This window comes from Thalassolituus alkanivorans, from assembly GCF_020447205.1.
In the GTDB taxonomy this organism is placed as follows: Bacteria; Pseudomonadota; Gammaproteobacteria; order Pseudomonadales; family Oceanobacteraceae; genus Venatoribacter; species Venatoribacter alkanivorans.
This window is the reverse complement of sequence record NZ_JAJAEL010000035.1, coordinates 196,780-222,351: the sequence shown is the minus strand read 5'-3', so window position 1 is coordinate 222,351 and position 25,572 is coordinate 196,780. Positions and strand designations below refer to the sequence as shown.

Genomic DNA, 25,572 nt, shown 5'->3' with positions numbered 1-25,572 from the left:
TTATGCGTTATTTGCTATTGATAGTTTCTGTAATGATTTCTGCCATCACTGCCTCTGCCGTGCAGGCAGAAGTAATCGTGCCTAAAGCGCCGGATCTGGATGCCAGTGCCTATGTGCTGATGGATGCCGATAGTGGCCGTGTTCTGGTTGAACATAACGCTGATGAACGTTTACCGCCGGCCAGTCTGACTAAAATGATGACCAGCTATATTGCTGTGCATGAGCTGGAACTGGGCAATGTCACTGAGCAGACTCAGGTGCCGATCAGTGTTAAAGCCTGGCGTAAAGGCGGCTCAAAAATGTTCGTGCGCGAAGGTACCGAAGTTGCGCTGATTGATCTGCTGCGTGGCATTATCGTGCAGTCAGGTAACGATGCATCCGTTGCGGTGGCCGAATACTTTGCCGGTTCGGAAGAAGCCTTTGCCGGCTGGATGAATCAGTACGCTGAACGTTTTGGTATGACCAATACCCACTTTGAAAATGCAACCGGCTGGCCGGCTGAGGGGCATTTATCTACCGCTGGCGATATAGCCAAGCTGGCGTTGCATATCGTTAAAGACCATCCGCATTATTACAAGCTGTACGCCGAAAAATATTACGAATACAACGACATCCGTCAGCCAAACCGCAACAAGCTGCTGTGGCGTGACCCTTCCGTAGACGGCCTGAAAACCGGTCATACCGATGAGGCCGGTTTCTGTCTGGCGGCTTCTGCTGTGCGTGATAACACCCGTCTGATTGCCGTTGTTATGGGCACCCGCAGCGAAGAAGCCCGTGCACGTGAAACCCAGAAATTACTGGCTTACGGTTTCCGTTATTACGAAACCCGTAAGGTCTATAACGCTGAAGAGGTACTGCAAACTAATCCGGTGTGGCTGGGTAAAACCGAAACCGCTGATATTGGTCTGGAAAAAGAGCTTTACCTGACCCTGCCGCGCGGCATGAAAGGCGAGCTGGAAGTGAATATCCTGACCGATGAATTTCTTGAAGCCCCCATCGTTAAAGGCCAGGTGGTTGGTACCCTGACCGTCAGCATGGAAGGTGAAGTACAGGCTGAGCGTCCGTTAATTGCACTGTCTGATGTTGAAGAAGCTGGTTTCTTTGGTCGTCTGTGGGGCAGTATCAAGCTGTTCTTTGCCCGCCTGTTTGCCTGATTGAACGCGGCCGATACGTGCCAGTCTGGGTTTTGGCTCAGGCTGGCTTTTGTGTTTCTGGCTGCTGAATAATGTGGCGTCTTTGGCCAAAGTCCGATGGCACTTGAATTTCGTATGGGTTACAACCATATAAGGCTCTGATGTACAGAGAGGCCATAAACGTGAGTCAGCCTGAAGCTCCAAAAATTGAATTCCCCTGCGCTAACTATCCGGTAAAAATTCTCGGTCATGGTAAGGATGACTATGTCGAGGTTGTACTGGAGATTGTGCGTATTCATGCGCCTGAATGCGATGTTGAACGCATTCAGATCCGCAACAGTTCCAATGGCCGTTTCCGTGCCCTGACCGTATATATCACGGCCACAGGGATCGAACAGCTGCAGGCTTTGCACAAAGACCTGCTGGCCCATGACTATATCCATATGGTGATCTGATGACGGCTGTGCTTGTGCGTGAGCTGGGCCTGCAGGAATACACCCGCGTGTATGACGATATGCTGGCCTTTACCGCCGCGCGCGATGAACAGACAGCTGACGAGCTCTGGTTTCTGCAGCATGAGCGGGTGTTTACCCAGGGGCAGGCCGGTAAGGCCGAACATGTACTGATGCCGGGCGATATCCCGGTGGTGCAGAGTGACCGTGGCGGGCAGGTTACCTATCATGGGCCGGGTCAGCTGGTGGTCTATCTGATGGTGGATATCAAACGCCTTGGCTGGGGACCGCGGGCACTGGTGTCGGCAATTGAGCGTGCGATCGTGGCCACTCTCAGCGAGTGGCAGATTGATTCTGCTCCGCGCCAAGATGCGCCGGGTGTTTATGTCGGTGAGCGCAAGATTGCCTCACTTGGGCTGCGTATTAAAAATGGCCGCTCCTTTCATGGCCTGGCTCTGAATATCGATATGGATCTGGAGCCCTTTCAGCGTATCAATCCCTGCGGCTATGCCGGCATGCAGATGACGCAGATGCGCAATGAAACCGATCTGCCGCTGAGCATTGAGGCGGTGATTGCTTCCTTACAACAACAGTTGCTGGCTGAATTGAGTGCCGGCAGCGATGCGCCCGGAGCGTGATATGACAGATAAGGCGAAAGTGGTTCAGGGAGAAAAATTACGTGGTGCTGAAAAGGTCGCCCGTATCCCGATCAAAGTCATCCCTACCGAAGAGTTGCCGCGTAAACCCGATTGGATCCGCGTGCGTATTCCGGCCTCACCGAAGATTAACGACATCAAACAGAAGCTGCGCAAGCACAAGCTGCACACCGTGTGTGAAGAGGCCAGCTGCCCGAACATCGGTGAGTGTTTTGGTGGCGGTACGGCAACGTTCATGATCATGGGCGATATCTGTACCCGCCGTTGTCCGTTCTGCGATGTGGGCCATGGCCGGCCGAATCCGCTTGATGTGGATGAGCCGATCAATCTGGCTACCGCCATTGCCGATATGGGCCTGAAATACGTGGTGATAACCTCGGTAGACCGTGACGATCTGCGTGATGGCGGCGCCCAGCATTTTGCTGATTGTATCCGCCTGACCCGCGAGCACAGCCCTGCGATTCAGGTTGAAACCCTGGTACCGGACTTCCGTGGCCGTATGGAAATTGCCCTCGATATTCTCAGCGAAACGCCACCGGATGTGTTTAACCACAATCTGGAAACCGTGCCGCGTTTGTACAAAGAATGCCGTCCGGGTTCTGATTACCAGTGGTCTCTGACGCTGCTGAAAGAATATAAGGCCCGCCGCCCTGAGGTGGTGACTAAATCCGGTCTGATGCTGGGTCTGGGCGAAACCAACGAAGAAGTGATTGAAGTGATGAAGGATATGCGCGCGCATAACATTGATCACATCACGCTGGGGCAATATCTGCAGCCGAGTAAAAATCACTCACCGGTTAAGCGTTTTGCTACACCGGAAGAGTTTAAAGAGCTGGGTGATATCGCCAAGAGTCTGGGTTTCCTGCGTGTGACCAGCGGCCCGCTGGTGCGTTCGTCTTACCATGCGGATCTGCAGGCGCAGGGGGAAGACGTTGGCGGATTGTAAAATGCTGTGGGCCGTGATTCTGTAGCGGCTCTTTCTGTGAGCGTTATTGGATTGTGAAACGCTGGGCGATGATTCTGTAATCGCTCTGTGGTAGACAAGGGGTTCCTGTTTAATTCACTGAGGGAACCCCATGAAACGCACTACATTGCTGGCCATTCCGGCTTTTTTGGCACTCTCGTCTGCGGCATCCGCCGCCACTGTGACGTATAACGCCGCTTTTGTCTCAAACTACCTGTTCCGTGGCCTGAGCCAGACTGATGATGGTCCGGCCTTGCAGGGTGGTGCGGATATTAAAAACGGTAATGCCTATGCCGGTGCCTGGTTCTCCAATGTTGATAAGCCGGATGGCGCCGAAGGTATGCCGGTCGAGATGGACGTGTATTTCGGCTACAACAACCAGTTCGATGGTTTTAACCTCGATATGGGCGTGCGTACTTACAACACCCTGTTCGATGTGGGTCGTGAAGAAACCGAATTCAAACTGGGTACCAGCCCGGCCAAGGGTCTGTCTGTCAATATGCACCGTGGCGTAAAGGCTCAGTACTGGTATCCGGAAGTCACTTTCGAAAAACACCTGCCGCAGCGTCTGTACCTGGACGTAGCCGTTGGTATGTTGATGGTGGATGACGCTGACGATAAAGCGCTGACTGCCCGTGTTGAAGTGGCCCGCGATTTCCCTGAATTCCACAAGATTGATCTGTTTATCGCTGCTGACTTTATCAGCGATGACACCCCTTATGGCGACAATAACGATAAAGACGATTCCGATCTGAATTTCGTTATCGGTGTACGCAAAAACTTCTGATAAGTGATGCGTTATCCACAAAAAAGCCCGGAAAATCCGGGCTTTTTTGTGTCTGGCAGAAATGTTCAGGCGCTTTTCAGCATCGCATACAGGTCGTCCTTCAGATGCAGACGGCGCATTTTCAGGCCTTCCAGGCGCTCATCGGAGGCCGCTTCAACGGCTTCTTCGATTTTACGTACTTCGCGGTCAACTTCATGGTACTCGTCAAACAGACGGGCAAAGTGACGGTCTTTCATTTTCAGGGAACGGATCTGGTCGCCCATGTCCGGAAATTCGCTGTGCAGGTCGTGGTGTTCAATTGTCATTATCAGGCCTCCTTTTGCAGATGCTTTCAGATTGCCTGCTCTGGCAGAAAGCGTCTTGATACAGATCAGGCGAATCCCTGTCGTTTGCAGGGGCTTTGCTATAGTTGATGCAGATCAAATCGTTAATTATTTCAGGGAGAGGGATATGAGTTGTAACAACGTTGCGCTGCTGGATGATGAGATCAGCATGGTCAGGTTGCTTGAGCGCGCGCTGGATAACTACGATGTTCAGTCCTTTACCGATCCGGAAGGGTTTCTGAATGGTCTGCGTCCGGAGACGGACTGTATTCTGCTGGATATTCAGATGCCGGGCCGTGATGGCTATGAAATCTGTCGTCTGTTGCGTGCTCGTGAAGCAACACGCCATACGCCGATTCTGTTTGTCTCCGGTCAGAGTGATCTTGACCAGCGTCTGCAGGGGTATGCTGCCGGGGCCGACGATTTTATCAGCAAACCTTTTAATATTGACGAGATGCGCGCCAAGGTTGAACGCGCTCTGCTCAGCAGTGAGCAGCGGGAAATTCTGCAATCATCGGCCGATTATGCCCGCCAGGCGGCGTTTGAAGCCATGACTCACTCGGCGGAGCAGGGAGAGATCAGTCGCTTTATCGAGCAGGTTATGGGCTGTAAAAACCGCCAGCAGCTGGCCTCTGTGCTGATTGCCAGCCTGAAAAACTTTGGCCTGAATACTGTTTTGGCTTGCTGGACGGGGCCGGAGTTCTGTTTTGTCTCGCATGCTGAGCAGGTGCGGCCATTGGAAGCGGAGCTGTTGCTGAGCTGCCGCGAAGGCGCGCGTATTATCGAGCTGGAAAAACGCATGATAGTGAACTTTGGTAATGCATCCGTGCTGATCAAGAACGTGCCCTGGCAGGAGGAGGCACGCTACGGCCGGATAAAAGATCACCTGTGCGTTCTTATGAGCAGTGTACATGCAAGGCTGCAGTCGCTGGCGACTGAGCACAAACTGCATCAGCAACAGACGCTGCTGAATGCACTGGACGATGTGGAATATGCCCTGCAGCATTTGCAGCAGCGTCAGGATCAGGGGTTAAACAGTGCGCGTGAAACCGTGCAGGAGCTGGAGCTGGAGTTGTCAGAAGAGCTGCTGTTGCTGAATCTCGATCCGGATCAGGAGCAGCATCTGACGCAGCTGGTGCGTAATCATATGGGTCAGCTGGAGCGCCTGTATCGTAACTGCGCAGATGTCACTGGCCCGCTGCAGCCGGTGCTGCAGGCGCTGGCTGATATTGCCGGAAAGCGCCTGCCTGCCAAAGACTCTGTCTGAGATCAGTGAATTTTATTCAGCGCCGCCTGCAACCACTGTTGCAGCTGCGGTGCCGGTAAGGCTCCGGCCAGACGGTCAATTTCTTTTCCCTGATGATAAACAATCAGCGTCGGAATACTGCGGATGCCGAGTTGCGCGCTGGTTTGCTGCGCCTGTTCGGTGTTTACCTTGGCAAAGCGCATCTGTTGTTGCATCTGTCCGCACAGCTGGGTAAATACCGGCGCCATCATCTGACACGGGCCGCACCAGCTGGCCCAGAAGTCCACCACCACCGGCAGATCATTTTTCAGCAGAAAACGCTGGAAATTGCTGTCGTTCAGCTCCACCGGATGACCGTTGAATAAGGGCTGTTTGCAGCGCCCGCACTGGGCCTGCAGCTTTTGTTGCTGATCTTCAGGGATGCGGTTAATGGCCGCACAGGATGGACAGGTGTAATGCATGATGGAATCTCCGCGAAAACATGCCATCTATATGCGTCTTCGGTAATGAAGTTTCAAGGGCTCAGCCGAATTGCCGGCGATACTCGCCTGGCGTCAGGCCGGTCAGCTGGCGAAAGCTGCGGCGCAGGCTGCTGTCATCAACAAACCCCAGCATATGACTGATTTCGCTGATGCTGCGGTTGCTGGTCTGTAACTGATCACTGACCTGATTCAGTTTGATCAGCCGCAGCAACTGCGCACAGGTCATTGTGCTTTCCTGCTTAACCCTGCGTGCCAGTGTGGCCGGGGTGAGGTGCAGATGGTCGGCCAGCGCAGAGGTTTGTACCTGTTGTGCCGGAGTTTGCTCCACCCACTGGATAATGCGGCGTAACAGCTCGCTTTGTTGCAGTAACAGAGGAAGTTGCTGAAAAGGGTTGTTCTGTTCATTCGGTCGCGGCAGCACCATATAGCGACGGATCTCTTCGGCGAGAGCAGCACCGCAGTGGCGGCTGATCAGCTTCAGCGCGATGGGCAGATAGCCGTTAACTCCCGAGGCCGTTGCCAGATGCTCGTCAAACAGGCAGCTGTGCTGCAGGCTCCAGTGAACCTGTGGAAAAGCCTGACTGACTGTATCTTTCAGCCACCAGGTTGTTGTGGCGTTGTGCTGATCCAGACGTCCGCTGCTGGCAAGCAGACAAACGCCGGTACAGTAGCTCCATAATTGTGTGTTGTCCGGCAGCCGCTGCAGGGTGTGAACCAGCGCCTGATCACTTGCCTGTATGACCTGATGACGATCACGCCAGGCACCGGGGATAAGCAGGGCATCCGGTGGGTTTGCCGCCAGTGCCAGAGTGTCGAGCGTCTGACCATTGGCGACCGGCAATGCACCGCCGGGTTCACTCAGCCAGGTTATACGGAATTGCCGTTTGCCGAGGCGCAGATTACAGGCAGTCAGCAGGTCGGCAAAGGCGAACAGGCCGGCAGGGATGCAATCAGGGTAGAGCAGTAATCCAATGTTCATCTGCTTAAGAATGTCTGTTTTATGTCGATTTTTGCCATGCTAGCGCGTGCAGGCCCCCTCTACAATGCCCTTAATCAGAGAGGAGAACGCTATGAAAATACGACAGATCCGTAATGCCACCATGATTGTTGAGCTGGGCGACAAGCGCATTCTGGTGGACCCCATGCTGGCTCCCAAAGGGGCTATCCCTGCGCTGAAATATGCAACCTTCAGCCGTCGGCGTAACCCATTGGTTGAGCTGCCGGATGGCAGCCCTGCCTGGTTGAATGAAGTGACCCATTGTCTGATTACCCACTGCCAGAAGGGGCACTTTGATCATCTTGACCGGGCTGGCAGCCGCTGGCTGCGTGAGCGCGGTATACCAGTATTCTGTATGACTGGAGATGCTGATTTTCTGCGCAGTAAGGGGCTGAACGTTCAGCCGCTGCAAAGCGGAACACAGTCTTTTCTGGAAGGCGAAATTACGCCGGTTCCCTGCGTGCACGGCCGCGGGATTGTGGGCAGCATGATGGCCCATGGCTTTGGTTACCTGATTCGCTATCCGCAGGAGCCAAGTCTGTATATAGCAGGTGATACACTGCTGACAGCTGAAGTGAAACGTTGTCTGACGGAGCAGCAGCCGCAGGTTTCGGTGATTCCGGCAGGAGGGGCACGGTTTGATATCGGTGGCGATATCATCATGGGACAGGAAGAAGCGCTGGAAGCTGCACGCCTCAGTCAGGGAGTGGTGGTGGCAAACCATCTGGAGGCTCTGGATCACTGCCCGGTGACACGCCAGTCACTGACACTGGCAGCACGTCGGGCAGGTATTCTGGAACGCTTACATATTCCGCAGGACGGAGAAGAGCTCTGTTTTTCTTGAGTCAGGGTTGAGTAAGACCGGCGGCCTGAACCTTCTGCAGGAAGGCCGCTTTGTCCAGCTCTCCGACAATACGGGCGGATTGCATTTCCTGCTGCTGATTGAAAAACAGAATGGTTGGCGGGCCGAAGATCGCGTGCTTCTGCATAAAGGCAATCTGTTCGGCGCTGTTATCGGTGACGTCGAGCTGCAGCCAGAGGACGTTCTTCATCATCTGCTGCACATCGGGCTCGGCAAAGATTTCTTCTTCCATCACTTTGCAGCTGATGCACCAGTCGGCGTACAGATCGAGCATCACCGGTTGCTGGCTGGCAGCAATCCGGCGCTCGATATCGGTAACGGAATCGCTGCGGTAGAACGCTGAGCTGTGCGCTGTTGTGCTGTTAGTGTTAACCGCAACCAGACCGCCGCTCAGTGGTTGCAGCGGGTTGCTGTTACCCTGTAATACGCCGATAAAGGCGCTGATGCCGTAGAGTAAAAACACCCAGGCCAGACCTTTAACCAGCCGCTGTATGCCGCTGGCGGCCGGTTCCAGTGCGCCCAGGCTGATGCCGTAAAACAGTGCCAGCAGGGCCCACAACAGCAGGCTGATGCTCTCAGGAAGGATGCGGCTCAGCAGCCAGATGGCAACGCCCAGCAGCAGAATGCCGAAGAATGCCTTGATCTGGTTCATCCAGCCGCCGGCCTTAGGCAGGAACGAAGCGCCGGTGGTGCCGAGCACAATCAGTGGTGCGCCCATACCGAGGCCAAGCGCCAGTAATGCGCTGCCTCCCAAAACAGCGTCGCCGGTGGTGCTCAGATAAACCAGCGCGCCCGCCAGTGGAGCAGACACACAAGGGGATACCACCAGAGCGGAGAGAACACCCATGATAAAGACGCTCAGCCACTGACCGCCTTTCTGGTTCTGATTCAGCTGGTTCAGACGATTACGCAGGCCAGAAGGCAGTTGCAGCTCATACAGGCCAAACATGGCCAGCGCCAGCAGCACAAAGAGCACGGCAAACAGAATCAGTACCCAGGGCGTTTGCATCCAGGCCTGAATATTGGCTCCGGCACCCAGCAGACCGACGGTCAGACCGGCGGCGGCATAGGTCAGCGCCATACCGAGCACGTAGATGGATGACAGCATAAAGCCACGGCTGGCGGAGGTATTCTTCTGACCCAGAACAACCGTGGTCAGGATGGGCACCATCGGCAGCACGCAGGGGGTAAAGGTCAGCCCCAGCCCGAGCAGAAAGAACAAACCGACAACGGCGCCCCAGGAGCGGTTGCTGAACCAGCTGTCTGCTGCGCCGTTTGTTTGGTTGTTCGCTTTGTAGTTGCCAGTGCTGTCTGTGACACTGTTGCCTGACGCCGTATCGGAGTTGGCATTGGCCGTTGTGTTTTGTGCAGCCTGAATATCGGCCTGAGTAATGGTCAGGCGAGAGCGCTGCGGCGGATAGCACAGGCCGGCGTCGGCACAACCCTGATGATGCAATACCAGTTCGCCGGGCTGAAACCGGCTCAGGTCAAAGCGGGTATCCAGCTCACCATAAAATGCAGTGACCAGACCAAAGGCTTCGTCTTCTTTCTCTTTACCCGGATGAGAGTAGTACACCGGGTCGGCCTTCAGCTCACCCTGCTGGATAAAGATGCGGTGCTTGTAGAGGTAATAGCCATCGGCGGAGTGCCAGCTGGCGTGTAGCTGGCCATTATCGACCAGCGTGGTCAGCGGAAATGCCTGCTCGACCGGCAGAAAGTCCGGCTCGTCGTTACCGGTCAGGCTGTCCAGCAAGCCAGCCTGCGCCGGCAGCCAGAACAGAGAAATACACAAGAGTAACCACTTCGCCACAGATAACCTCCGGGTCATTGTCCGTCTGTCAGGTATTACGCTTCACCGCCAGTAACGCCAGCGCACGCAGGGCCTCTTTGGCCTCTGAATCCGGCAAAAGTTGCAGGTGCGCCTGGGCGCGGTCAGCACAGTCATAGGCTTTCTGACGGGTGTATTCCAGCGAGCCCAGTTCGCGTACGGCATTCAGTACGTCGGCCATATCGTCAAGGCCGCCTTTGCGGATCGCCGAGCGGATCAGGCTGCGCTGTTGTTCGTTACCCTGAGCCATGGCGTGAATCAGCGGCAGGGTTGGCTTGCCTTCGGCCAGATCGTCGCCGACGTTTTTACCCATGGCTTCGGCATCGCCTTCGTAATCCAGCACGTCATCAATCAGCTGGAAAGCCATGCCCAATTCCTTTCCATACTCCTGCATGGCACGGCTTTGCTCGGGAGTGCACTGCAGCAGAGCGGCGGCGGCATGGGTTGAGGCTTCAAACAGCATCGCCGTTTTGCCATGGATAACATCCATATACTGCGCTTCGCTGGTGTCCGGGTTCTTTACGTTGGTGAGTTGCAGAACCTCACCTTCAGCGATCACGCAGGTGGCATTCGACAGGATGCTCATCGTTGGCAGAGAGCCCAGTTCAACCATCATGGTAAAGGCGCGGCTGTACAGGAAGTCACCGACCAGTACGCTGGGAGCGTTGCCCCATTTGGCATTGGCGGTCGGGTTGCCGCGGCGCATGTCCGAGGTATCGACCACGTCATCGTGCAGCAGGGTGGCGGTGTGCAGAAACTCAATCACGGTGGCCAGCTTAACCGCTTGCTCGTTGCACTGGCCGAATGCTTTGGCGGTCATCAGTACCAGTAGCGGGCGAATGCGTTTGCCGCCGCTGCTGACAATGTAGTCGGCGATCTTTTCAACCAGGGGAACGCGCGATGCCAGTTGGGTATGGATCAGGCGATCCACCGCCTGAAATTCGTCGCTGACGACAGCGAGAATATCTTGTATCTGCATGAATTAAGGGCCTTATAAAAAACGGCGCTCGACTCCGGCGGAGCTTGCAGGCAGAACCGGAGCGGCTGAAGGCGTGCAGTGTAGCGATGTACTGGAAGGGCTGACAACGATAGCGGGTGAAAAAGTCAGTTTTTGGCCGCCTGAAACCGGCTTTTCAGCATATTTTTACTTTTTGGCCTGTAATTGCTGTCGCCGCTGGCCGGGAGTTTTCGCTGCTGATGTCAGCCGGATGGCAGGCTTACCGCCCAATAGGATTGTGACTTGCGCGCGTGAATAAGCTGGGGTATAGTCTCGCGCCCCGAAATTCTGCTCCCTGCCATATGGAAACCAGAGCGTTGCCAGTAGAAGCAGGTCGTGAAAGTAGCAGCCAAGTAAGTGCCCGTTTATGGGCTCATGTGGAGATTACAGTATGTACGCTGTAGTAGTAACTGGCGGTAAACAGTACCGTGTTGAAGAAGGCCAGACCCTGAAAGTTGAGAAACTGGAAATCGCTACCGGCGAATCCGTTGCTCTGGAAAAAGTTTTGCTGATCGGTAACGGCGATGACGTTAAGATCGGTGCTCCTGTTGTTGCAGGCGCTAAAGTGACTGCTGAAGTCGTTGCTCACGGTCGTCACAAGAAAGTGAAGATCCTGAAGTTCAAGCGTCGTAAGCACCACATGAAGCAAATGGGCCACCGTCAGTGGTTCACTGAACTGAAAATCACCAGCATCGCTGGCTAATTATCTGAATTAAGTCCGGGGTCCGTGCCGGTTTGCCAAACCGCCGCATCCGCAGTGTTGCAGTGACCCCAAAACAGGAGAAAAGCAATGGCTCACAAAAAGGCTGGTGGTTCTACCCGTAACGGTCGTGATTCCGAGAGTAAACGCCTTGGTGTCAAACTGTTTGGTGGCCAGGCTGCAAAAGCAGGCAGCATCATCGTTCGTCAGCGTGGCACCCGTTTCCACGCTGGTACCAATGTTAAAGTTGGCCGTGACCACACTCTGTTTGCTACTGCAGACGGCGTTGTTACCTTCGAGGTAAAAGGTCCGGAAAACCGTAAGTTTGTAAGTATCGTTCCAGCCGCTTAATCGCTGCACGACTTACCCGAGCGCCCTGGCTGCAAAGTTCACTTTGAAGTCAGGGCGTTTTTGTTTGCATTCAAGAGGATATAAGGCATGAAATTCGTCGACGAGGCGCGAATTACCGTTCAGGCGGGCAAGGGCGGCAATGGCTGTATGAGCTTCCGTCGCGAAAAGTTCATCCCTAAAGGTGGCCCGGACGGTGGTGACGGCGGTGATGGTGGTTCGGTTTTTCTGGAAGCCGATGACGCCATGAACACCCTGATCGATTACCGTTACACGCGCCATTATCAGGCCGAAAACGGTAAGAACGGTTCCAGCCGTAACTGTACCGGTTATAAAGGTGCTGACCTCTATCTGAAAGTTCCGGTCGGAACGACGGCTATTGATGAAGACACCGGTGAAACGCTGGGCGACCTGACCGAACATGGTCAGTTGCTGATGGTTTCCCGTGGCGGCTTCCATGGTCTGGGCAATACCCGTTACAAATCCAGTACCAACCAGGCTCCGACCCAAACCAAGCCGGGTCAGCCGGGTGAATCACGCAACCTCAAGCTGGAGCTGAAAGTGCTCGCTGACGTAGGTCTGCTGGGTTTGCCGAATGCCGGTAAATCGACCTTTATCCGTGCCGTTTCTGCAGCCAAGCCAAAGGTGGCGGATTATCCGTTTACCACGCTGGTGCCGAATCTGGGTGTGGTATCGGTCGAAGCGCACCGTAGCTTTGTGGTGGCGGATATTCCGGGTCTGATTCCTGGGGCCTCTGATGGTGCCGGTCTGGGGACGCGTTTCCTCAAGCATCTGGTGCGTACTCACTTATTGCTGCATATCGTCGACATGGCACCCTTCGATGACTCCGATCCTGCGGAAAACGTACAGGCCATCAGCAACGAGCTGGAGCAGTTTTCTCCTGGTCTGGCGCAGCGTGACCGCTGGCTGGTGCTGAATAAGCTGGATCTGGTGCCGGAAGAAGAACGCGAAGCGCGTTGTCAGGACGTTATCGACCGCCTGCAGTGGCAGGGGCCGGTATACCGTATTGCCGCGATTAACCGCGAGGGTACGTTTAAAATCAGCTGCGACATCATGGAATACATTGAGCAGCGTCGTTTACGTGCCCAGGAAGATGAAGAGTTTGCCGAGCAGTTACAGGCAGAGCGTGCACAAGTTGAGGCCGAAGCGCGTGAGCATATCGAGTATCTGCACGAGCGCCGTCGTCAGCAGCGTGAGCTGGATCAGGATGACGATGATGATGACGATTACGACGTGGAAGTTATTTATACCCGCGAATAATCGCGGCTAACCATAACGCTCGAAAGAGCAGTCGCAGAGAGCAACAGGCAGAAAGCAATGACGGCTGTGGAGTGGCAGGAAACCCGGCAGAAGCTGGCGCAACAGAAGCGCTGGGTCATTAAGATTGGCAGCGCGTTGCTGACCAATGATGGCCGTGGTCTGAATCGTGAAGGTATGCAGAGCTGGGTGGATCAGATTGCAGCATTGCTGCAGCAGGGTCACGAAGTGGTGCTGGTATCATCGGGTTCGGTGGCAGAAGGCATGACCCGTCTGGGCTGGAGCAAGCGTCCGGATGAAGTGCATAAGCTGCAGGCTGCAGCAGCGGTCGGTCAGATGGGGCTGGTGCAGGCCTATGAGACGGCTTTTGCCGGTCACAAGCGCGCTACCGCACAGGTTCTGCTGACGCACGACGATCTCAGCGACCGCAAACGTTACCTGAATGCCCGCAGTACCCTGCGCACGTTGCTCAGTCTGGGTGTGGTGCCGGTGATCAATGAGAACGACACCGTGGTTACCGACGAAATCAAATTCGGCGATAACGATACCCTTGGGGCGCTGGTTGCCAATCTGGTGGAAGCCGATGTGCTGGTGATTCTGACCGATCAGCTGGGCCTGTTTACCGCTGATCCGCGTTCCGATCCGGATGCTGAGCTGATCGCCGAAGGCCGTGCCTCTGATCCGCAGTATATGGCGATGGCCGGTGGCGGCGGTGTCTTGGGGCGTGGTGGCATGATCACCAAGATCCGTGCGGCCAAACTGGCGGCGCGTTCCGGAGCGGACACCGTGATTGTCGGTGGCCGCATTGATAACGTCATAACCCGTCTGCGGGCCGGTGAAGTGCTGGGCACTATGTTACTGGCTGATAAAGAGCCGGTGGCGGCGCGTAAGCAGTGGATTGCCGGGCATTTACAGACCCATGGTGAGCTGGTGCTGGATGTCGGGGCGATTAAAGCCTTGCGCGAAGGTGGTCGCAGTCTGCTGCCGATTGGTGTGGTGGCGGTTGGTGGTAAGTTTGAACGTGGCCAGGTAGTGGCCTGTAAAGACGAGCAGGGCAATCTGGTGGCTAAAGGTCTGGTTAACTACAACCAGTCTGATGCGCAGAAAATCGTGCGCACACCGACAGCGCAGCTGGAGCAGGCTTTGGGTTATATTGCCGAGCCGGAGATTATTCACCGCGATAATCTGGTAGTCTTGTAACTTTGGCGCAGCACTTGGGCTGTGCGTTAAGCAAAAGTAAAAATAAGCAGAGGAATAACATGATCGAGGCCGTAAACGTAGCCGGTATTAACGTCAGTAATGACGCGCCTTTCACTTTGTTTGGCGGCATGAATGTGCTGGAAAGCCGTGACCTGGCAATGCAGATCTGTGAACACTACGTAAAAGTAACGGAAAAGCTGGGTATTCCGTATGTGTTCAAAGCATCTTTTGACAAGGCTAACCGCTCCTCGATCAATTCCTACCGTGGTCCGGGCATGGAAGAAGGTCTGAAGATTTTTGAAGAAATCAAAAAGACCTTTAACGTACCACTGATCACCGATGTACACGAACCTTATCAGGCCGCACCTGTGGCTGAAGTGGTGGATGTTATCCAGCTGCCTGCGTTTCTTGCGCGTCAGACCGATCTGGTGGTGGCTATGGCCAAAACCGGTGCGGCCATTAACGTGAAGAAGCCGCAGTTCCTGGCGCCGCATGAAATGCGCCATATCATCAAGAAGTTTGCTGAAGCCGGTAATGAGCGCGTCATGTTATGTGAGCGTGGTTCCAGCTTCGGTTATAACAACCTGGTGGTGGATATGCTGGGTATGGACGATATGAAGACCATGGCGCCGGTTATTTTCGACGCCACGCACGCGTTGCAGCGTCCTGGTGGCCGTGCCGATTCTGCCGATGGACGCCGTCAGCAGGCGTTCCAGCTGGCACGTTCCGGTATGGCTCTGGGGATTGCTGGTCTGTTTCTGGAAGCGCATCCGAATCCGGCTGAAGCCAAGTGTGATGGCCCTTGTGCCTTACCGCTGGATAAGCTGGAAGTGTATTTGGAGCAGATGAAAGCCGTGGATTCGCTGGTGAAGTCTTTTGCAAAAGTGATCATCGACTGATCATTAAGGGAAGGGGCTGCTTTTTAAGCGGTGCCCTTGTTGACACTGGGGCGGGATGTCTGGATAATCCCGGCCCTCTTAGATTTGATTGATAAACCAATTTTGAGGAGCCGACTGTGGCAAATTCCGCTGGTTCTCGTAAACGCGCCCGTCAGGCTATCAAACGTCGTGCTCGTACTGTAGCTCTGCGCTCAATGGTGCGTACTTACATTAAGAAAGTACACGCTGCTGTTGCGACTAACGACTATGACCAAGCCCAGGCTGCGTTTACTAAGACTCAACCTTACATCGACAAAATGGTGAACAAAGGTATTCTGCACAAGAATACTGCTGGACGTATCAAGAGTCGTCTGAATGCTAAGGTTTTCGCACTGAAAGGTTAATCTCTGATTAACGTTCCGGTTCGGACGAAAAACCCGCTTTTGCGGGTTTTTTTGTTTCTGTCGTTTGCTGCGCGGATATGGCCAGGCCCGGCTGACTTTCCTACAGACTTTCCGGTGTAGCTGCGTATGATACGCGCAGGTAAATGGAGACTCGTATGACGCAACCGCAAGACTCTACTCCCGCCGAACAGAAGCCAGCCGGTAAAGGTCTGGGCCTGCTGCGTTCGTCGTCGATTGTCAGCCTGATGACGCTGCTCAGCCGGGTGCTGGGGCTGATCCGTGATGTGGTAGTGGCGCAGTATTTTGGTGCCCGCGCCGATGCTTTCTTTGTTGCCTTTAAAATTCCCAATTTCTTCCGCCGTCTGTTTGCCGAAGGGGCTTTCTCCGTCGCTTTTGTACCGGTGCTGAGCGAATACCGCCGCCTGCGGCCGCTGGAAGAAGTGCAGCTGCTGATTGCCCGTACTTCCGGTGTGCTGGGAACGGCACTACTGGCGGTGACACTGCTGGCGCTGTTGTTTGCGGATTATCTGCCCTGGATTTTTGCGCCGGGCTTCCGTAATGATCCGGAAAAATTTGCTTTAACCGCCGATCTGCTGCGTATCACTTTTCCTTATTTGTTGTTTATTTCGCTGACGGCCTTTGCTTCCAGCGTACTGAACAGTTACGGCCGTTTCGCGGTACCGGCGTTTACTCCGGTGTTGCTGAATCTGTGCATGATTTTCGCCACGCTGGTGATGACCGACTGGTTTGAAGAGCCGTTGTTTGCGCTGGCCTGGGGTGTGTGTCTGGCTGGTCTGGTGCAGCTGGTATTTCAGCTGCCGTTTGTGGCGCGGCTGGGGCTGCTGGTGCGCCCGCAATATCAGCCCAAAGATGAAGGCGTTAAGCGTATCGGCAGTCTGATGGTGCCGGCGCTGTTTGGTGTATCGGTCAGTCAGATCAATCTGCTGCTGGATACTCTGCTGGCGTCTTTTCTGGAGAGCGGCTCGGTGAGCTGGCTGTATTATTCCGATCGCCTGAACAACCTGCCGCTGGGCGTTTTTGCTATCGCTATCGGTGTGGTGATTCTGCCGGCGCTGTCGGGTCGTCATGCTGCGGATGAAAAGGACAGCTTTTCCCGTACCCTCGACTGGGCGGTGCGTATGGTATTTCTGATTGCGCTGCCGGCAGCGCTGGCGCTGGTGCTGCTGGCGACGCCGCTGATGTCGACCATCTTCTTCCATGGAGAAGTGACGGCCTACGATGTCGGCAAGATGAGTCTGAGCCTGCAGGCTTACGGCAGTGGTTTGCTGGCCTTTATGATGATTAAGGTGCTGGCGCCGGGCTATTACGCCCGTCAGGATACGAAAACCCCGGTAAAAATCGGTATTCAGGCGATGGTGGTGAATATGGTGCTGAACCTGATTCTGGTTTTCCCGTTCGCTCATGCGGGTCTGGCGCTGGCGACCTCGCTGTCGGCCTATTTTAACGTGTATATGCTGTACCGCGGCCTGCGAAAGCAGGGGGTCTATCAGCCGCAGGCTGGATGGTGGTCTTTTGCCGGCAAGTTAGCGCTGGCTAATGGTGCTCTGGCGACACTTATGTGGTGGCTGATGGGGCCGGCGCAGAGCTGGCTGGAATGGTCGCCTTCACTGCGTGCCGGCTGGATGGCGCTGATCGTTGTCTCCGGTATTGCCCTGTATTTTGCTCTGCTGATTGCAGCGGGTCTGCGTTTGCGCCATCTGCGCGGCGAAGTTTTCTGAAATCACAGGGCTGGCCAAATGGCTGTTCCCTGAGCAGTCATTTGGCTATAATCCGGCCCTTTGTATTCGGCGGGTAGTGGTTGTAGATGCGCTTATTGCGTGGGCTTCATAACATTCCGGAAGACTTCAGCGGTTGTGCGGTTACGATCGGTAATTTCGATGGCCTGCATCTTGGCCATCAGGGGATTCTGCGGGCGCTTAAAGCGGTCGCGCAGCAACACTCGGTGCCAACCCTGGTGATGTTATTCGAGCCCCAGCCGAAGGAGTTTTTTGCGCCTCAGGTGGCACCGCCACGTCTGGCTAATCTGCGTGAGAAACTGCAGGATCTGGCCGCTCAGGGCGTGGATTATGTGCTGTGCCTGCCATTTAATCAGACACTGCGCTCTATGCCGGCGGATGCCTTTATCCGCGATATTCTGATTTCTGCCTTAGGCGTTAAGCACCTGATCGTCGGCGATGATTTCCGTTTTGGCTGTGACCGCAGCGGTGATTATCAGGCGCTGGCCCTGGCCGGCAAAGAACATGGCTTTTGTGTGCAGGATACTTCCACCTTTGAGGTGGACGGCGAGCGGGTCAGCAGTACCCGCATACGCAGCGAGCTGGCCGCGAATAATCTGGCGCGTGTCGCGCATCTGCTGGGACACCCTTACCGCATGTCGGGCCGTGTCGCCTTTGGCCGTCAGCTGGGCCGTATGCTGGATACGCCAACGGCCAATGTGATGGTGCGGCGCAGTAAATTACCGCTCAGTGGTGTATTTGCGGTGTGCACTATTGATGAGGCTACAGGGCAGAAATATCAGGGCGTGGCCAATTGCGGCGTTAAGCCCACCGTCAGCGGAGAGCCGGAACCTTCGCTGGAAGTACACCTGCTGGATTTTCAGGGCGATCTCTACCACCGCCATTTAACGGTGGAGTTTTTACATAAAATCCGTGAAGAACAGAAATTTTCTGGTCTGGATGAACTAAAGCAGGCCATTGCGGCCGATAAAACAGCGGCCAGACATTATTTTGCCGCCTTGCCTGATTCATCCCGATTTTGAACCGAATTCAGACTTTCAGAAAAGTGACGCAGCTATGAACGATAAAGTGGAAAGCCAATATAAAGCGACGCTGAATTTGCCCGATACCGACTTCCCGATGCGCGGAAATCTGGCACAGCGTGAACCGGAAATGCTCGCCCGTTGGGAGCAGATTGGCCTGTACCAGAAAATTCGTGAAGCCCGTGCCGGCCGTGATCAGTTTATTCTGCACGATGGCCCGCCGTACGCGAACGGCAAGATTCACCTGGGTCACTCCATTAATAAAATCGTAAAAGACATCATCGTGAAGTCGCAGACGCTCAGCGGTAAGGACTCACCTTACGTACCGGGATGGGACTGTCACGGCTTGCCGATTGAATTAAAAGTAGAAGAAAAAGTCGGCAAGGTTGGCGTGAATGTCAGCGCCAGTGAATTCCGTAAGCATTGCCGTGAATATGCGATGGAACAGGTGAATGGCCAGCGCGCCGATTTCAAACGCCTGATGGTACTGGGGGACTGGGAAAACCCGTACCTGACCATGGATTTTAAATTCGAAGCCGACATCATCCGTACGCTGGGTAAAATCATCGATAACGGCCATCTGCACAAAGGCTTTAAACCGGTTAACTGGTGTTCTGACTGTGGTTCTGCACTAGCCGAAGCTGAGGTGGAATATCAGGATAAACAATCCATCGCTATCGATGTGAAATTCGCCTTTGCGGACAGCACTGCATTGCTGCAGGCTTTTGCTGCTGATGAATCTCTGGCGGCAAAAACGATCAGTATTGTGATCTGGACCACCACACCATGGACGCTGCCGGCTAACGAAGCCGTATCTGTACACCCGACGCTGGAATACTCGCTGGTATTGCTGAAAGAACAGGATGAAATTCTGCTGCTGGCCGCCGATCTGGTGAACGATGCCATGCAGCGCTACGGTATCGCGGCCGATGGTTTTGAAGTGATAGCCACGGCTAAAGGTTCGGTTTTTGGCCAGTTGGATGGGCAGGCAACAGCTCCTTTCGTTGTACAACACCCGTTTATGCCCGCGGCAGACGGCGGTGCGAAATATGTGCCTGTCATTACCGGTGATCACGTAACAGCAGAGTCCGGTACCGGAGCTGTGCATACCGCACCTATGCATGGTGCGGACGACTTTGTGGTGTCTAAACGTTTTGACGTTAAATCTGACGATATGTTGGTTGATGGCGCCGGTAACTTTATCAGCAACGCGGCTCTGGATGCGCTGGAGCTGGCAGGATTAAGTACAGCCGATAAAGGTAATTTCCGTGTGCTGGGGTTATTGGCAGAAAAAGGCGCATTGCTGAAAAAAGCGAAAATTACTCACAGCTATCCGCATTGCTGGCGTCATAAAACGCCGATTATTTTCCGCGCCACGCCGCAGTGGTTTATCAGCATGAATCAGGCCGGATTGTTGGAAAAAGCCCTGCATGAAGTGAATGAAAATATCGAGTGGAAGCCAAGCTGGGGTCAGGCGCGTATCGAAAGCATGATGACCGACCGCCCTGACTGGTGTATTTCCCGTCAGCGTACCTGGGGCGTGCCGATTGCGTTATTTGTGCATAAAGAAACCAGTGCACTGCATCCGGATTCTGCGGCCTTGATTGAAAAAGTGGCCCTGAAAGTTGAAGAAAAAGGTATTGATGCCTGGTTTGAACTCGAAGCCGCTGAGCTGTTAGGCGCTGATGCCGAACACTATGTAAAAGTCACCGATACGCTGGATGTATGGTTTGATTCCGGTGTATCTCACAGCGCGGTTTTGCGTCAGCGTAAAGGATTGCGGGCACCGGCTGATCTTTATATGGAAGGTTCAGACCAGCATCGTGGCTGGTTCCAGAGCTCCTTGCTGACCAGTGTCGCCGCGTACGGTGAAGCACCTTATAAAAGTGTGCTGACGCACGGTTTTACGGTCGACAGTAATGGCCACAAAATGTCCAAGTCGCTGGGTAATACGATCGAGCCTGCCGAGGTTATTAAACAATACGGGGGCGATATTCTGCGTTGGTGGGTTGGTGATGTTGATTACACCGGTGAAATTACGGTGTCTCAGGACATTTTCAAACGCAGCGCGGATTCATACCGTCGTGTACGTAATACCTGTCGTTTCCTGCTGGCCAATATTAATGGCTTTAACCCGCAGACCGATATGGTTGCCGGAAATGAACTGCTGCCGCTGGATGCCTGGATGGTGAATTATACCCGCCAGTTGCAGGACAAAGTTATTGGTTACTACCACAACTATGACTTTAAAGGCCTGACCAAAACACTGATGAATTTCTGTGTGACGGAGCTGGGTGGTTTCTATCTTGATGTGATTAAAGACCGTCAGTACACCTGTAAAGCCGATGGTCTGCCACGCCGTAGTGCGCAGACGGCTCTGTACCACGTGCTGGAAGCGATGAGCCGCTGGATTGCTCCGATTCTGTCATTTACAGCAGAAGAGATCTGGAGCTGTCTGGCCGGTGAGCGCGAGGAATCGGTTATGCTGGCCGAATGGTACAACGCTTTCCCTGACACCGGAGCCAGCACCTTTGATGATGCATTCTGGGGCGATATTATCGCCGCTAAAATCGCAGTGAACGGTGTGCTGGAAAAAGCCCGTACCGATAAAATCATCGGTGCCAGCCTGAGTGCCGAAGTAGAAATTTACGCGCAGCCTGAACTGAAAACTCAGCTGGAAAAACTGGGTGATGAACTGCGTTTCGTGCTCATTACTTCCGGTGTTCAGGTGCTGGATTTCAACGCCGAAGCCGGTGTTGAAACCGAGCTGACAGGTTTGCGAGTACAGGTTAAAGCGTCTGCACATGACAAATGTGAGCGCTGCTGGCACCACAGCGATGATATTGGTCAGAATGTTCAGCATCCGACGCTGTGCGGCCGTTGTGTGGAAAACGTGGAGGGCGATGGCGAAGTCCGTCGTTTTGCATAAATGCCGAATTCTCAGCAGTCCCGCTCAGCATTAATCTGGCTCTGGTTGGCACTGGCGGTATTCGTACTGGATATCGCCACCAAACAGCTGGCCGAAATGATGCTGACGTATGGCCGTCCGGTATATTTATTGCCCGTACTGGATTTTACCCTGCTGTATAACCGTGGGGCGGCCTTCAGTTTTCTCGCTGATGAGTCTGGCTGGCAGCGCTGGTTTTTTACCGCTGTTTCACTTGGCGTGAGTGTCATGCTGATTGTCTGGCTGAAACGTTTACCGCGTACACAAATCTGGATGCCGGTTGCGCTGGCGCTGATTTTAGGCGGTGCTTTGGGCAATTTATTTGATCGCCTGGTGTATGGTCATGTGATCGATTTTATTTCCGTACATTGGGATCGTTCGTATTTTCCGGCTTTTAATCTGGCTGACTCGGCAATTACCGTCGGTGCTGTGATGATGGCATTGGATGTTGTGCGCGAGACCTGGCAGGAACGTCGTCAGGCTTCCTGAAATATAGTTTTTATTGAGTAGTTATTATGTCCGTCGGAATCATTGCAGCAGACAGTAAAATCACAATGCACTTTGCGTTGAAAATCGACGATGAACAGATTGTTGATTCAACTTTTGAACGTAGCCCGGTTAACTTTGTTTTGGGCGATGGTAATCTGCTGCCAGGTTTCGAGGAGTATTTACTGGGACTGGCAACCGGCGATCATAAGACCTTCAGCGTGCCGCCGGAAAAAGCCTTTGGTCAGCCGAATCCGCAGAATATGCAGGAAATGAAGCGCAACAGCTTCCCTGTTGATATGCCGGTTGCACCGGGCTTAATGGTCTCTTTTGCTGACGCTCAGGGAGCAGAACTGCCAGGCGTTATCAGCAAAGTGGAAGGCGATTGGGTAACTGTTGATTTCAACCACCCGCTGGCGGGTAAAACCCTGCAGTTTGAAGTGCAGATTCTTGAGGTTCAGAATGCAGATTAAACTCGCTAATCCACGGGGTTTTTGTGCTGGTGTTGATCGCGCTATCGATATTGTTAACCGTGCGCTCGATTTATTTGAACCACCGATTTATGTGCGCCATGAAGTGGTGCATAACAAATTTGTGGTGAATGGCCTGCGCGAACGTGGTGCTATTTTTGTCGATGAACTGGATGAGGTGCCGGATAACAGCATTGTTATTTTTTCTGCCCATGGTGTGTCTCAGGCGGTACGAAAAACCGCAGAAGATCGTGGCTTGCGCGTATTTGATGCGACCTGTCCATTAGTGACTAAGGTACATCTGGAAGTCAGCCGCTACAGCGCCGATGGCAGTGAGTGCATTCTGATTGGCCATAAAGGTCATCCGGAAGTTGAAGGCACAATGGGGCAGTATGATTATGCTCAGGGCGGACATATTTATCTGGTCGAAGACGAAGAAGATGTGGAAGCCCTGTCGGTAAATAATCCGGACAGATTGTCGTATGTAACGCAGACGACGTTATCTATGGATGACACTGCGCGTGTAATTGATGCTCTGCGGGTAAAGTTCCCCAATATTCAGGGGCCGCGTAAAGATGATATCTGTTACGCCACGCAAAATCGTCAGGATGCAGTGAAAAATCTGGCCGCCGATTGTGATTTGTTATTGGTGGTCGGTTCTCCGAACAGCTCCAACTCGAACCGTTTGCGTGAGCTGGGTGAGCGTATGGGAGCGAAAGCTTACCTGATTGATAACGCCGCAGAAATCCAACCACAGTGGCTGGAAGATGTGAAAGCCGTTGGTATTACCGCGGGAGCATCAGCTCCGGAAGTACTGGTGCGTGAAGTGGTTAACAAGCTGGTTGTTCTGGGCGGAGAAGCCCCGCAGGAAATGCAGGGCCGCCCGGAAAATGTGGTGTTTTCGTTGCCGAAAGAGTTGCGGTTACAGGAAATTTAAAACTCTTCAAGAGTACCGCCTTTGAGGCGGTGATTTCTTGTGCCTAAGGTGTTGAAAATAACATCACCATCGTCCACCTGGTCCCCTAAGGCGGTTGCTTCGACTTCAACGCACTGCGTCAATGGCATTGCATTCCCATTGAGTACACACTGTCGGGCACTGATACGGAAACGTTGATTCGGTGTAGTATAGGGGTTGCTCGGCAGCCCCAGATCCATCAGGTTCGTTGTGTAAGTCAGGGTATCGCGACGAAACTCCTCCTGAGCTGATAAAATTGGCCCCAGTTCGTCTGTGCCGACCTCTGTGCGATAGCTTTTGAGCATATATTCGTAATAAGTGGGTAATGCAACTCCCGCAAGAATACCGATAATGGCAATGGTTACCATCAACTCCATCAGGGTAAAGCCAGAGTATTTATTTTTGCCGGTTGTGCCTAGATTAATTTTCATTCGTCAAAAACACCGTCGTCAATTGTATTTGCCGTGCAATAGTATCATTGAATGTTAATGGTGTGGCATCCAGTAAGACGAAGCTGCGTATCTGTGCACGCTGTGCCTGATCGGCAAAAGATCGTGTCAGAATGCTGAGTTTGACCGCATGAACATTGTTCCAGTCATTGACCTGATCCGCTGATACATAGCGTCTTCCCGTCCCATCGCGTTCACCATAGAGTATCTGCATATTTTCAACTCCGACCGCCAGTGTTTGCGCCGGAGCAACGACAGCGCCTGTGTTCTCATTGTAGGTAACACAGCGGAATACATCATTAAAGTTATCATCTATACCAGCACCGGCAAAATTTGGTTCAACCCAATAAACATCGACCAAAGGAGTGTCATCCGCCAGTGCCAGATTTACACCGGTACAGTCTTGTGCATCGCGTGGTGTTGTTGCGCCTCTGTAAAGGCGTCTGAGTGCAAGGCGATCGCTCAGATCTGTGCTTTCAAAGCTGCAGGCTGCTCCAGCAGCAGGAGGTATTGCTGCACCACCGCATAATGGCGCCATAGGAGTGGTACGGCCTTCTTGTTCATTCGGAGTATAGCCGGCACGATGAATTTCTTTGGTTAACCAGTGCAATATAAACCGACCGGTTTCCTGAGATTGTGCTGCAGAATTTGATTGATTAGCGCTGCGGTTAGAGGTCACCATTATATTCATCACGAAATAAGTGACCATCATGCCGACGGATACCCCGATCAAGAGTTCCATTAATCCCAGGCCACGGTTCTTTCTGAAAGAACTTCTCATGGTTCAAACCTCCCACTCACACTGGCTCTTCTGGTTTCTGTGGCAAGTGGACTGTTGCTTGCGTAAATTTTATTGCCGTTTGCATCCTGTCTTTCTGTAGTTGAGTCCCAGGTGACGGTTGCCACCATGTCTGTTCCATCGACAGTTACCGATATAATAGGGTTTGGCAGAAAATTGATAGATTGCGCCCGTGTGGTGATACTGCCCGGTACACTGATTCCCATATTGCAGCGGACCTCCCAGAGATCATATGTCGCCATTTCTTCTGCAGTACAGCTAGGATCTGCCAGAACCCGATTGCGACCATCGTGGTAATTTGAACATATTTTCGCAGGAACATTGCAATTCAGGGGGATGGCGGCAGTGTCATAGTTGGCCGCGGCTTCTGAATTAAACTGGACCCTGCTGATAATTCCTTCCCGTATAAATAGCGCATGGGATTTTCCACCGGCATCAATTGCAGATTTATTTGCCTCAATCTGTAAAGAACTTAAACCAACCAAAGCTACGGAGGTTACGGCAACGGCGACCATCGCTTCAATAAGGCTGATGCCTTTTTGTTCTAACATGCTGCCTCCTGAACCAGAACCTGCCCCATAAATGTAATGGAAATGGTTCTCACCCGGTTACCCGTGCAATTCGGAACATTAATAGTAAAGCTCCCAGCTGCACTGGTAACCCGTCCCTGATCGTCAAATACTAGAGGCGTACCTGAAGTATAGGTTGAGGTTATAGTGCCCGTTGCTGCAAGAGGCGTGGTTGCGCTTCCTGTTTGTATACGAACAACCAGACCGTCATCACCATCAGAAATGACCTGCCATCCGTTACTCCAGTCATTGTTGATTGGGCTAATCGATACAGTATCAATGGTTGTTACATTATTGACGGCGAAATCTCTGGCAAAGCTGATATCTCGCAGTAGATCATCGCGATACCGGTCTGCTGCACTATTAATGTTCATTGTGCTGAGGGATGGTACGCCAACAGTCAGCAGTATGCCGACTATCGCAATGGTGACCAGCAGCTCAATTAAGGTAAATGCACGTATTTTATACATCTGGTTCTCTCTGAGTGCCCTGCCCGAAGGCAGGGCAGAATACTAAAATAGTTCACGCCAGTAGCTTTTGTGGATAATTTTTGACCCATTTTCACAGATAGAAATTGTAGAGC

28 protein-coding genes are annotated in these 25,572 nt (G+C 53.3%); 19 read left to right on the top strand and 9 right to left on the bottom strand.

Going from position 1 to position 25,572, the window contains the following annotated elements; all coding sequences use genetic code 11:
• The first annotated feature begins 2 nt into the window (after window positions 1-2).
• From LGT44_RS11505 to LGT44_RS11485, 5 genes are all read left to right on the top strand, one after another.
• Window positions 3-1,154, top strand: coding sequence for a D-alanyl-D-alanine carboxypeptidase family protein (locus LGT44_RS11505; protein ID WP_230332699.1), 1,152 nt, complete (start codon window positions 3-5; stop codon window positions 1,152-1,154).
• Between the two features lie 161 nt (window positions 1,155-1,315).
• Window positions 1,316-1,588, top strand: coding sequence for a YbeD family protein (locus LGT44_RS11500; RefSeq protein WP_225692204.1), 273 nt, complete (start codon window positions 1,316-1,318; stop codon window positions 1,586-1,588).
• Window positions 1,588-2,223 (top strand): lipoyl(octanoyl) transferase LipB, encoded by a 636-nt coding sequence (gene lipB, locus LGT44_RS11495; protein ID WP_230332700.1) that lies wholly within the window; start codon window positions 1,588-1,590, stop codon window positions 2,221-2,223. Before LGT44_RS11500 ends, lipB begins: the two co-directional genes overlap by 1 nt.
• A 1-nt stretch (window position 2,224) precedes the next feature.
• Window positions 2,225-3,187: a lipoyl synthase gene (gene lipA, locus LGT44_RS11490; protein WP_268866447.1), complete on the top strand. Its 963-nt coding sequence runs from the start codon at window positions 2,225-2,227 to the stop codon at window positions 3,185-3,187.
• Window positions 3,188-3,317: 130 nt separating this feature from the next.
• The gene (locus tag LGT44_RS11485) at window positions 3,318-3,992 is read left to right on the top strand and encodes a TorF family putative porin (RefSeq protein ID WP_230332701.1); all 675 of its coding nucleotides are present in this window, start codon (window positions 3,318-3,320) and stop codon (window positions 3,990-3,992) included.
• Window positions 3,993-4,057: 65 nt separating this feature from the next.
• Here the strand turns inward: LGT44_RS11485 and LGT44_RS11480 are convergent, their stop codons facing one another.
• Window positions 4,058-4,297: a YdcH family protein gene (locus tag LGT44_RS11480; RefSeq protein ID WP_145469734.1), complete on the bottom strand. Its 240-nt coding sequence runs from the start codon at window positions 4,295-4,297 to the stop codon at window positions 4,058-4,060.
• Window positions 4,298-4,442: 145 nt separating this feature from the next.
• On the opposite strand from LGT44_RS11480, the gene LGT44_RS11475 reads away from it, so the two are divergent.
• Window positions 4,443-5,582 carry a response regulator gene (locus tag LGT44_RS11475; RefSeq protein ID WP_230332702.1) on the top strand — a complete coding sequence of 380 codons (1,140 nt, stop codon included), beginning with the start codon at window positions 4,443-4,445 and terminating at the stop codon, window positions 5,580-5,582.
• Window positions 5,583-5,584: 2 nt separating this feature from the next.
• On the opposite strand, the gene trxC is transcribed toward LGT44_RS11475, so the two are convergent.
• Together trxC and LGT44_RS11465 are read right to left on the bottom strand one after the other, a co-directional pair.
• The gene (gene trxC / locus LGT44_RS11470; RefSeq protein WP_230332703.1) at window positions 5,585-6,022 is read right to left on the bottom strand and encodes a thioredoxin TrxC; all 438 of its coding nucleotides are present in this window, start codon (window positions 6,020-6,022) and stop codon (window positions 5,585-5,587) included.
• A 61-nt stretch (window positions 6,023-6,083) separates the two neighbouring features.
• Window positions 6,084-7,022: a GlxA family transcriptional regulator gene (locus LGT44_RS11465; protein ID WP_230332704.1), complete on the bottom strand. Its 939-nt coding sequence runs from the start codon at window positions 7,020-7,022 to the stop codon at window positions 6,084-6,086.
• Window positions 7,023-7,113: 91 nt separating this feature from the next.
• On the opposite strand from LGT44_RS11465, the gene LGT44_RS11460 reads away from it, so the two are divergent.
• Entirely contained in the window at window positions 7,114-7,884 is a 771-nt protein-coding gene (locus tag LGT44_RS11460; protein ID WP_230332705.1) for an MBL fold metallo-hydrolase, read from the top strand.
• Between the two features lies 1 nt (window position 7,885).
• On the opposite strand, the gene dsbD is transcribed toward LGT44_RS11460, so the two are convergent.
• Entirely contained in the window at window positions 7,886-9,712 is a 1,827-nt protein-coding gene (gene dsbD, locus LGT44_RS11455) for a protein-disulfide reductase DsbD (protein WP_230332706.1), read from the bottom strand.
• 28 nt (window positions 9,713-9,740) lie between these two features.
• Complete coding sequence (locus LGT44_RS11450; RefSeq protein WP_230332707.1) at window positions 9,741-10,709, bottom strand: polyprenyl synthetase family protein; 969 nt, start codon at window positions 10,707-10,709, stop codon at window positions 9,741-9,743.
• A gap of 409 nt (window positions 10,710-11,118) precedes the next feature.
• Here LGT44_RS11450 and rplU point away from each other — a divergent pair, with 409 nt between their 5' ends.
• The 12 genes from rplU (at window position 11,119) to ispH (ending at window position 23,154) form a co-directional block, all read left to right on the top strand.
• On the top strand, window positions 11,119-11,430 hold the full coding sequence (rplU, locus tag LGT44_RS11445) for a 50S ribosomal protein L21 (protein WP_145469727.1): 312 nt from the start codon (window positions 11,119-11,121) through the stop codon (window positions 11,428-11,430).
• Between the two features lie 87 nt (window positions 11,431-11,517).
• Window positions 11,518-11,778, top strand: a complete 261-nt coding sequence (rpmA, locus tag LGT44_RS11440; protein WP_145469726.1) for a 50S ribosomal protein L27 — start codon at window positions 11,518-11,520, stop codon at window positions 11,776-11,778.
• Window positions 11,779-11,865: 87 nt separating this feature from the next.
• Window positions 11,866-13,056, top strand: coding sequence for an Obg family GTPase CgtA (gene cgtA, locus LGT44_RS11435; RefSeq protein WP_225692213.1), 1,191 nt, complete (start codon window positions 11,866-11,868; stop codon window positions 13,054-13,056).
• A gap of 57 nt (window positions 13,057-13,113) precedes the next feature.
• On the top strand, window positions 13,114-14,253 hold the full coding sequence (gene proB, locus LGT44_RS11430; protein ID WP_230332708.1) for a glutamate 5-kinase: 1,140 nt from the start codon (window positions 13,114-13,116) through the stop codon (window positions 14,251-14,253).
• Between the two features lie 59 nt (window positions 14,254-14,312).
• Complete coding sequence (gene kdsA, locus LGT44_RS11425) at window positions 14,313-15,152, top strand: 3-deoxy-8-phosphooctulonate synthase (RefSeq protein ID WP_145469724.1); 840 nt, start codon at window positions 14,313-14,315, stop codon at window positions 15,150-15,152.
• Window positions 15,153-15,268: 116 nt separating this feature from the next.
• Window positions 15,269-15,535 carry a 30S ribosomal protein S20 gene (gene rpsT / locus LGT44_RS11420; RefSeq protein ID WP_145469723.1) on the top strand — a complete coding sequence of 89 codons (267 nt, stop codon included), beginning with the start codon at window positions 15,269-15,271 and terminating at the stop codon, window positions 15,533-15,535.
• 155 nt (window positions 15,536-15,690) lie between these two features.
• On the top strand, window positions 15,691-17,274 hold the full coding sequence (murJ, locus tag LGT44_RS11415; RefSeq protein WP_230332709.1) for a murein biosynthesis integral membrane protein MurJ: 1,584 nt from the start codon (window positions 15,691-15,693) through the stop codon (window positions 17,272-17,274).
• A gap of 86 nt (window positions 17,275-17,360) precedes the next feature.
• Entirely contained in the window at window positions 17,361-18,314 is a 954-nt protein-coding gene (gene ribF / locus LGT44_RS11410) for a bifunctional riboflavin kinase/FAD synthetase (protein ID WP_230332710.1), read from the top strand.
• Between the two features lie 34 nt (window positions 18,315-18,348).
• Window positions 18,349-21,243: an isoleucine--tRNA ligase gene (gene ileS, locus LGT44_RS11405; protein WP_230332711.1), complete on the top strand. Its 2,895-nt coding sequence runs from the start codon at window positions 18,349-18,351 to the stop codon at window positions 21,241-21,243.
• Window positions 21,244-21,750 carry a signal peptidase II gene (gene lspA, locus LGT44_RS11400; RefSeq protein WP_145469719.1) on the top strand — a complete coding sequence of 169 codons (507 nt, stop codon included), beginning with the start codon at window positions 21,244-21,246 and terminating at the stop codon, window positions 21,748-21,750. It abuts the gene before it with no gap.
• Window positions 21,751-21,776: 26 nt separating this feature from the next.
• Window positions 21,777-22,220: an FKBP-type peptidyl-prolyl cis-trans isomerase gene (fkpB, locus tag LGT44_RS11395; RefSeq protein ID WP_145469718.1), complete on the top strand. Its 444-nt coding sequence runs from the start codon at window positions 21,777-21,779 to the stop codon at window positions 22,218-22,220.
• Entirely contained in the window at window positions 22,210-23,154 is a 945-nt protein-coding gene (gene ispH / locus LGT44_RS11390) for a 4-hydroxy-3-methylbut-2-enyl diphosphate reductase (protein ID WP_230332712.1), read from the top strand. The genes fkpB and ispH overlap by 11 nt, the downstream gene beginning before the upstream one ends.
• On the opposite strand, the gene LGT44_RS11385 is transcribed toward ispH, so the two are convergent.
• Genes LGT44_RS11385 through LGT44_RS11365 form a run of 4 tightly spaced genes read right to left on the bottom strand, consistent with a single transcriptional unit; the run spans window position 23,151 to window position 25,459 of the window.
• The gene (locus LGT44_RS11385; RefSeq protein WP_268866445.1) at window positions 23,151-23,603 is read right to left on the bottom strand and encodes a type IV pilin protein; all 453 of its coding nucleotides are present in this window, start codon (window positions 23,601-23,603) and stop codon (window positions 23,151-23,153) included. The two genes, ispH and LGT44_RS11385, sit on opposite strands and share 4 nt — an antisense overlap.
• A complete protein-coding gene (locus tag LGT44_RS11375) occupies window positions 23,593-24,402 on the bottom strand; it encodes a PilW family protein (protein ID WP_230332713.1) in 810 nt (269 codons plus the stop codon). Before LGT44_RS11375 ends, LGT44_RS11385 begins: the two co-directional genes overlap by 11 nt.
• Window positions 24,399-24,971: a type IV pilus modification PilV family protein gene (locus LGT44_RS11370; protein ID WP_230332714.1), complete on the bottom strand. Its 573-nt coding sequence runs from the start codon at window positions 24,969-24,971 to the stop codon at window positions 24,399-24,401. The genes LGT44_RS11375 and LGT44_RS11370 overlap by 4 nt, the downstream gene beginning before the upstream one ends.
• Window positions 24,965-25,459 (bottom strand): GspH/FimT family pseudopilin, encoded by a 495-nt coding sequence (locus LGT44_RS11365; RefSeq protein WP_230332715.1) that lies wholly within the window; start codon window positions 25,457-25,459, stop codon window positions 24,965-24,967. The genes LGT44_RS11370 and LGT44_RS11365 overlap by 7 nt, the downstream gene beginning before the upstream one ends.
• Window positions 25,460-25,572: the final 113 nt, after the last annotated feature.